Here is a 7,231-nt window from a genome sequence, read left to right as displayed (position 1 = left end):
CCAAGCCTACAAAGATGATGTCCCTATCCACGATCCTCTCCTGTTCGGTTCGCGCCAGCTGTCCTGGCGCAGAGCAAACAACCGCACCGGGGGTGTGGCCGCTACAGGAAGGACATCAGGTCAGCGGAGGATCGTCGGTCGAGAACAGCACCGCCTCGACGATCCGCCGCCCGCGCGACAGCTCGACGAAGACCACCCGCACCCGGTCCTCGCCTTCCGCCGTCTTGCCCGGCGGCCCGGCCGCGCCGGGGGCGTAGTGGAGCGACATCTCGTAGCCGCCGCCCACCCGCCCGTCGAAGGCGTGCATCGTCCCGCTCATGCCAGGCGGCGGCAGCCATTCGACCAGCGCCGCCGGATCCATGAACGCGTCATAGGCCGCCTCCGGCGAGGCGTTCACGGTCTGTGAGACGCTCTCGCCCTGGCTCATGCCTCACGCCATCCGATGCAGGGCGCAGAGCTTGTTGCCGTCCGGATCGCGCAGATAGGCAAGGTAGAGGTTGCCCATGCCGCCCGCGCGCACGCCCGGCGGTTCCTCGATGGCGACCCCGCCCGCAGCGAGGCCGGCTGCGTGCCAGGCGTCGGCCTGGGCCGGGCTTTCGCAGGCGAATCCGATGGTGCCCCCGTTGCAGATGGTCGCCGGTTCGCCGTCGATCGGCAGGGACACCGCGAACACCCCGGTCGGGCTGCGGTAGAACACCCGATGGCCATCCACGAAGCCCGGCCCGACCCCGATCGTGGACAGCAGCGCGTCATAGAAAGCCTTGGCCCGCGGCAGGTCGTTGGTCCCGATCATCACGTGCGAGAACATCTGTCTTCCTCTCCCCTTTTCGGCCGAACCCCGGCCGTCGGCGCGGACGCTATCACCGCCCCGCCCGCCGCGGAAAGGCGCCCGCAAGGTCAACCACAGGCGCTCCAGGCTTCGTCGCGATAGCGTAGGATCGCCTGGCGCAAGCCGGCCACGTCAGGCCCGCGGCGCAGGATGTCGCGCGACACCGACGGCAGCACCCGCCCCCGCGCCGCCGCGAACCGCTCGCCCACCTGCGCCATGGCCGCGCCCTGGGCGCCGACGCCGGGCGCCAGCACCAGGGCCGGCCCCAGCCGCTCCAGGATCGCCGCCTCGGACGCCTCCATGGTCGCGCCGATGACCGCGCCCAGCACGGGCCCGGCCTGGGCGTTGTGGGCCGCGATCTCGTCGGCCAGCCGCTCGGCTACGGTCCGCCCGTCGGGGTGGCGAGCCGACTGCAGCTCGCGCCCGTCGGGGTTGGACGAGCGGACCACCAGGAACGCCGCCGCATCGAACCGCGCGGCCTGCTCGAACGCCGGCTCCAGGCTCCTGAAGCCGAGATAGGCGTTCAAGGTCGCAGCGTCCGCGCCCAGGCCCTTCGGCCCGACCAGCGCCTGCGCATAGCCTTCCATCGTCCCGGGCACGTCCCCGCGCTTGGCGTCGAGCAGGCAGAGCGCCCCCCGCTCCTGGATGTCGGCGACGGCGCGCGCCAGCTCGCAGACGCCCGCTGCGCCGAACTGCTCGAAGAAGCCGGCCTGCGGCTTGATCACGGCGACCAGGTCGCCGGCCGCCTCCAGCACCCGCCCGCAGAAGGCGGCCAGCCCGGCCGCGTCCTGGGTCAGGCCCCAGGCCCCCAGCAGTTCGGCGGACGGGTCCAGCCCCAGGCACAGCGGCGAACGGGCTTTCGAAAGTCCGGTGAAGCGGTGGGCGAAACTGGGCATGGGCGGCTCCTCTGCAACCCGCCCGGCATCGGCCGCTGGCGCTGCGCCGGCAATCGACTAGTCTGCGCAGGCTGTGAACTGGGCTCACATATGCATCGCCGCCTTCCGTCCCTGAGGGGCCTTCAGGCCTTCGAGGCCTTCGCCCGGCTGGGCTCCATGGTCGCGGCCGCGGCGGAGCTCTGCGTCACCCACGGCGCCGTCAGCCGCCAGATCCGCGCCCTGGAGCAGCAGGTCGGCGCCGCCCTGGTGACCGGGCCGCGTCACCAGTTGGCCCTGACGCCGGCCGGCGCCCGCCTGGCCGCCAGCCTCGGCGGCGCCTTCGACCAGATCGCCGCCGGCCTGCCGGGCGCCCAGGCGGAGGGCGAATTCGTGGTCTCCGCCCCGTCGACCTTCGCGATGAAGTGGCTGATCCCGCGCCTGCCGCGGTTCGTCGACGCTCATCCCGGGGTCGCCATCCGGATCGTCGAGGAAGACTCCGGCGAGCCGGATTTCGGCGGCCGCGGCCTGCACGCCGCCATCCGGCTGCACCAGGGCCCCGCGCCCGCGGGCCTGGCCGTCAGCGCCTTCCTGCCCCAGGCGTTCGGCGTCGTCGTCGCCCCGGCCCTCCTCGCGCGGGTCGGCGGCGAGGGCCTGCTCCGCTCGCCGCGCCTGCACAGCCGCACCTATCCCGATGGCTGGCGGCTCTGGGCGCAGGCCGCGCAGGTCGAGCTTCCGCCCCCCTCGGCCGACCGCGCCTTCGAGCACAATTCCTACATGCTGGAGGCGGCCGCCGCCGGCCTCGGCGCCGCCGTCACCGCCTGGGCCTATGTCGAGGCCGAGATCGCCCAGGGACGGTTGGTCGCGCCCTGGGGCTTCGTCCCGCTGGCCCGGCGCTTCGCCCTCGTCCGCCCGGCGATCGCGCGCCATCCGGACGCCGAGCGCTTCGCCGACTGGCTGCGCGCCGAGGGCCGCGCCGCCGCGCCCGCGCCTCGGCGCGACGTCCATGAATCAGGTTCATGACTGGGCCCGCCCCATCCTCAGCCGCCGCAAGGGAAACGCGACCATGACCAGGATCTTCGCCGCACTGGCCGCGCTGGCCGCCGCCCTCGCCGCCTGCAGCCCGGCGCAGAGCCAGGCTGTGCAGGCTCCCGCCCCCGCCGCGAAGGACCCGCTGCTGACCCCGATCGCGCCGGACTATGCCAGGCAATGGCTGGGCGAGACCGCCCCCGCCCACATCCACGGCAATACCTGGCTCGTGGGCTTCGAGGGGCTGAACGTCGGCCTGATCCGCACCAAGACGGGCGCGATCCTGATCGACGGCGCCCTGCCCCAGGCGGTGCCGGCCATCGAGGCGCACCTCAAGGCCCTGGGCGTGCCGCTGTCCGACGTGAAATACATCCTCTCGACCGAGCCGCACTACGACCACTCCGGGGGCCTGGCCGCCCTCGCCCGCGACACGGGCGCGACCGTGGTGGCGAGCCCGCAGGCCGCCCAGGTCCTGGCCCGCGGGCGCAGCGGCCCGGACGATCCCCAATCCTCGTCGCTCGAGCGGTTCCCCGCCGTCCAGCGCCTGCGCCCCATCGCCGATGGCCAGACCCTGAGGCTCGGCGACGTCGTCGTCACCGCCCGCGCCACTCCGGGCCACACGCCCGGCAGCATGAGCTGGACCTGGCGCTCGTGCGAGGGAAAGGACTGCCGCGACGTGGTCTTCGCCTCCAGCCTCAATCCCATCGCCAGCGGCGGCTACAAATATTCCGACCCGGCCAACCGCGCGCTGCACGACGGCTTCCTGAAGACTTTCAAGGCTTTCCGGGCGATGCCCTGTGACATCCTCATCACCGCCCACCCCAGCCAATCGGGCGGCGACGTCAAGCTCGCCAAACTGCGGGCTCAGCCCAAGCCGAACCCCTTCATCGACCCCGCCGCCTGCCGCACCTACGCCGACACGCACCAGGCCCTGTTCGAGAAGCGGCTGGCGAAGGAGACCGGCCGCTAGCCGGCCGTCACCAGCCGCACCGGATCGAGCGCGGTATTGAGCGGATAGTGGTCGCCCAGCAGGTAGATCCCGGCCATGGCCAGCAGCGCCGGCAGGACGATCGCCCCGTCCTCGCCCACCGCCGGCGCCTCCAGCCGCGCGATGTCCGCGCGCCGCTCGCCGTCGGCGACGCTCAGCACCGCGCCCTCCGGGCCGAACTCGACCGCCGGGTCGATCAGCGCGACCCGCAGCATCCCGCCGTGCGCGTCGAACCGCACCTCGCCGACGAAGGCCGCGCGCCCGCTCAGCCGCCCCTCGGCGTCGCGCTCGAGCGCCGCGCCCGGCGCGGCCGGAAAGACGAAGGCGCCGTCGGGCGAACGCTCGGCCCCGCCGCCGGTCTCGACGGTCCCCCCGCTCATCGCCACATAATTGCAGAAGCTCTGCTTCACGCCCCATTCCAGAGCGCGGGCCTGCACGGGCTGCCCGGTCATCCGATCCTCCTCGACCTGCGCCGGCTCTGGCGGCGGCGCTAGACCCTGTCCGGCTTGGGCTTTAGCAAGCCAAGCCGGATGAACAGGGTCGTTTCTTTGAACTTGGAGCCCGACGGGCTCCAGGCATCTCTAGCCGAGCCGCCCTGTCAGACCAAACCATCAGACCAGGCCGCGAGGCCAAACCGCGAGATCACGCCGCCCGATAGAGACCCTCGCCGTCCGCCCGAACCCGCCCCGCCGCGATCAGTTCGTCCAGGTGGCGCAGGATCGTCCGCGTCTCGGCGCCCGTGACCCACGAGGCTTCGAAGGTCGGCGGATAGAGCAGCCGCCGCGCCACCAGCTCGTCCAGGGTCTTGGGCCCCTCGTCCAGCATCGCCATCAGGCGCTCCGAGCGCTCGTCCAGCTTGCCCGCAAAGATCGCCAGGTCGGCTAGGAAGCGCTCGCGGTCGGTGTAGATTCCTCGATGGTGCGAGGTCACCCACACCTTGGCCGGAATGTCCGGCAGCCGCGCCAGGGTCGCGCGAAAATCCGTCAGGCTGGAAGCCTTGTCGCCGTAGTAGGGCCCGAACCCGCTCAGGTCGATGTCGCCGATGAAGGCCACGCCCTCGGGCTCGACCACCAGCACGCTGTGGCCGGCCGTATGACCCGGCGCGTGGAAGGCGGTGATCCGCGCCCCGCCCACGTCCCACGACGCCCCGTCCGCATAGCCCCGGGCGTCCGGCCGCGGCGCATAGAAGAACTCGCTCTGGAACTTGGCCAGGGTCTCGCCCGCGCTCGCCGGATCGCTCCCCATGGCGGCGGCCAGCCCCTCCCAGCTCTGCACCATGGCCAGGTCCGCCTCGTGCACGAACACCTGCGCGTGCGGCAGCCGGTGCAGCCCGGCCGTATGGTCCTCGTGCGGATGACCCAGCACCACCAGCTCGCAGGCGTCGAACGCCGCCCCGATGAAATTCGACACGATCGGCGTATCCAGCGCCGCCCGCGTATCGGCCCCGGCGATCAGCACCTGGTTCCCGTCCGGATACTTCCCGCTCTTGGCCCCGAAATACACCGACACCCGGCCGAACTGGGCATGCTGGAGTTCGGGCTGGGGCTGGGGAGCCGTCATGGGGTGGTCCTTGTTTGAACCGTCTCAAATGCGCCCGAGCAGGACGTCCGAGCGTCGCCCCTCTGAAATTGCGGCATTAGAATTACAATGACAAACGTTCGTTTTAAATCGACAATGTCGGCCTCTACGGCTCGGACAGTTCGCACTCGGCGATCCGAAACCCGCCGTCGCGCTCCCGGATGAACCTGGCGCGGAACGCAAGCCAGGCGCGCTCCGAGGTCACCTCGAACACACCGCTGCATGACCCGCGAATTTCCGGCGGCCCGTCATAAGCGGCCCGGATCGAGGGGACCATCCGCCAATGGTGCGTCCCTCGGGTCAGTTCGTGGCTCATGCTGCCGAACAGCGGGCGGTCATCGACATAGGCTGCAACGTCGTAGCAGCGGCCACGCCCGTCGCAATTGGCGCTGGCGGTATCGCGCCTGAGCGCCGCTTCCAGTCGGCTGAGATCAAGATGGACGCTCGTCGTCATAGGCTTGATTGGTGCGGGCGGCGGCGCCTGGACCGATTGCGGCGCGACAGCCGGGGCCGCAATCGGCGGCGGCGCGGGCGCATCGTAGATTTCAGGTCTGGGCGCGGGTCGTTTTTGGAGGATCCGAGGAGCCGGCTCGACCGTCGTCGCATCAGGCTCGGCCGCGGCAGGGGCCCGCGGCGGAGCCGCCTCCGGTTCGGGCTCAACGCCCCGCGGGCTGGGCGGCGCCGGCGGAGAGACCACCGAACCGACGGCCGGCTCAGGCTTGATGCTCCGCCCGATCAGGTCCAGCAGGCTTCTCGGCGACTGGGCGCCGGCGGCCGCGACCATTAGCCCCGCGCCGACGGCGACCAAGATCGCACCGGTCGCCAGTGCGCGCCGACGCCCCCGGGGTGTCAGGCTTCCGATCTTGATCCCGGCGACTTCAAACTGCGTGTCGAGAAACGCCGCCAAGGCCAGTGCAATGCCAAGAAGGGCGATGCCTGAGCCCACAACGAGCATGACCGTCTCCGTTCAACGCAGAAGTGTCCAAGTCATCTCAAGCTGAGCCGCGGACCGCAAGAGCAGGCGGGCGGCGGCGGTGTGGCCGGCTGGCGGGCCCGACGCCTCCCCCGCGCGGTCGAACGCACCTTCGCCATTCGCGATCCGGGGGTCGATGACGCGCAGCCCAATCGCCGCGGCGATCCCGGCCGTGGCCTCGCACTCGCGGCGCGCCTCATTGCCGGGCATGCCCGAACGGGTCGCCCACAGCAGGCCGACCGTCAGAACGACGACCGCGACGCAGAGACCGAAGGCCGCCGCGGCATCGAGAAGGCCGAAGCCGCGTCCGTGACGCGCCCCCTACCCCATCGCCGCCTTGATCTCCGCCGCCGGGATCTCGCCGCTTGCCAGTTTCGCCAGCAGCAGCGCCGACAACTGCGCCCGTTCGACGAAGCTTTCAGGCCAGGCGTATTCGTCCTCGGAGTGGATGTCGCCGCCGCGGACGCCCAGGGTGTCGACGTTGGGCAGGCCGGCGGCGAACAGGTTGTTGCCCTCGCACACCCCGCCGGAGGGGGCCCAGGCGATCTCCTGGCCGATCAGGGCGCCGGCCTCTTTCACCGCCCCGAACAGCTGCTGCTGGGCGGCGTTGAACGGCTTGGCGGGCCGCGTGAAGCCGCCGTGCAGCTCGGCCTCGATGCCGTCGGCCGCGGTGGCGGCGACGTGGGCCTTCACATAGTCCAGCGCCCACTCGCCGGCCTCAGCGTCCGGCAGGCGGATGTTGAAGCGGACCACGGCGATGTCGGGCACCATGTTCAGCGGCGCGCCGCCGTCGATGCGCGCGACGTTCAGGGTTACGCCCTCGCGCTGGCCGTTGGCGGCGGCCAGGCGCACGGCCAGGTCCGCGGCCGCGGCGATGGCGTTGCGGCCCTTGTCGAAGTCGCGGCCGGCATGGGCCGCGCGCCCGCGCACCACCACGTGGAAGTTGCCCGAGCCCTTGCGCT

Annotated in this window: 9 protein-coding genes; 2 read left to right on the top strand and 7 right to left on the bottom strand. The window is 71.7% G+C overall.

Annotation, left to right across the window (positions count from 1 at the left end):
- Positions 1–115 precede the first annotated feature (115 nt).
- The 3 genes from ACE3TL_RS16125 to pyrF form a co-directional block, all read right to left on the bottom strand.
- Positions 116–427, bottom strand: a complete 312-nt coding sequence (locus tag ACE3TL_RS16125) for an SRPBCC domain-containing protein (RefSeq protein ID WP_374579687.1) — start codon at positions 425–427, stop codon at positions 116–118.
- A 3-nt stretch (positions 428–430) separates the two neighbouring features.
- Entirely contained in the window at positions 431–808 is a 378-nt protein-coding gene (locus ACE3TL_RS16120) for a VOC family protein (RefSeq protein ID WP_374579686.1), read from the bottom strand.
- Between the two features lie 89 nt (positions 809–897).
- Positions 898–1,725, bottom strand: a complete 828-nt coding sequence (gene pyrF / locus ACE3TL_RS16115; protein WP_374579685.1) for an orotidine-5'-phosphate decarboxylase — start codon at positions 1,723–1,725, stop codon at positions 898–900.
- 90 nt (positions 1,726–1,815) lie between these two features.
- Here pyrF and ACE3TL_RS16110 point away from each other — a divergent pair, with 90 nt between their 5' ends.
- Together ACE3TL_RS16110 and bla are read left to right on the top strand one after the other, a co-directional pair.
- Positions 1,816–2,724, top strand: a complete 909-nt coding sequence (locus ACE3TL_RS16110; protein ID WP_374579684.1) for a LysR substrate-binding domain-containing protein — start codon at positions 1,816–1,818, stop codon at positions 2,722–2,724.
- Between the two features lie 43 nt (positions 2,725–2,767).
- Entirely contained in the window at positions 2,768–3,700 is a 933-nt protein-coding gene (gene bla / locus ACE3TL_RS16105; protein ID WP_374579683.1) for a subclass B3 metallo-beta-lactamase, read from the top strand.
- Here the strand turns inward: bla and ACE3TL_RS16100 are convergent.
- From ACE3TL_RS16100 to ACE3TL_RS16085, 4 genes are all read right to left on the bottom strand, one after another.
- Positions 3,697–4,170, bottom strand: coding sequence for an HtaA domain-containing protein (locus tag ACE3TL_RS16100; protein WP_374579682.1), 474 nt, complete (start codon positions 4,168–4,170; stop codon positions 3,697–3,699). The two genes, bla and ACE3TL_RS16100, sit on opposite strands and share 4 nt — an antisense overlap.
- A 190-nt stretch (positions 4,171–4,360) precedes the next feature.
- Positions 4,361–5,278, bottom strand: a complete 918-nt coding sequence (locus ACE3TL_RS16095; protein ID WP_374579681.1) for an MBL fold metallo-hydrolase — start codon at positions 5,276–5,278, stop codon at positions 4,361–4,363.
- A 124-nt stretch (positions 5,279–5,402) separates the two neighbouring features.
- A complete protein-coding gene (locus ACE3TL_RS16090; protein WP_374579680.1) occupies positions 5,403–6,251 on the bottom strand; it encodes a hypothetical protein in 849 nt (282 codons plus the stop codon).
- Between the two features lie 339 nt (positions 6,252–6,590).
- Positions 6,591–7,231: M20/M25/M40 family metallo-hydrolase (locus ACE3TL_RS16085; RefSeq protein WP_374579679.1), on the bottom strand; the 641-nt coding region annotated here is incomplete at its 5' end.

Origin of the sequence: Phenylobacterium sp. (assembly GCF_041920015.1) — a bacterium.
Taxonomy (GTDB): domain Bacteria; phylum Pseudomonadota; class Alphaproteobacteria; order Caulobacterales; family Caulobacteraceae; genus Phenylobacterium.
The sequence above is the reverse complement of the archived record's forward strand: the minus strand, read 5'-3'. Positions and strand labels throughout refer to the sequence as shown.

Coding starts and splice junctions, on each gene's coding strand:
- ACE3TL_RS16125 (WP_374579687.1), bottom strand. CDS start 427: ATGAGCCAGGGCGAGAGCGTCTCACAGACCGTGAACGCCTCGCCGGAG.
- ACE3TL_RS16120 (WP_374579686.1), bottom strand. CDS start 808: ATGTTCTCGCACGTGATGATCGGGACCAACGACCTGCCGCGGGCCAAG.
- pyrF (WP_374579685.1), bottom strand. CDS start 1,725: ATGCCCAGTTTCGCCCACCGCTTCACCGGACTTTCGAAAGCCCGTTCG.
- ACE3TL_RS16110 (WP_374579684.1), top strand. CDS start 1,816: ATGCATCGCCGCCTTCCGTCCCTGAGGGGCCTTCAGGCCTTCGAGGCC.
- bla (WP_374579683.1), top strand. CDS start 2,768: ATGACCAGGATCTTCGCCGCACTGGCCGCGCTGGCCGCCGCCCTCGCC.
- ACE3TL_RS16100 (WP_374579682.1), bottom strand. CDS start 4,170: ATGACCGGGCAGCCCGTGCAGGCCCGCGCTCTGGAATGGGGCGTGAAG.
- ACE3TL_RS16095 (WP_374579681.1), bottom strand. CDS start 5,278: ATGACGGCTCCCCAGCCCCAGCCCGAACTCCAGCATGCCCAGTTCGGC.
- ACE3TL_RS16090 (WP_374579680.1), bottom strand. CDS start 6,251: ATGCTCGTTGTGGGCTCAGGCATCGCCCTTCTTGGCATTGCACTGGCC.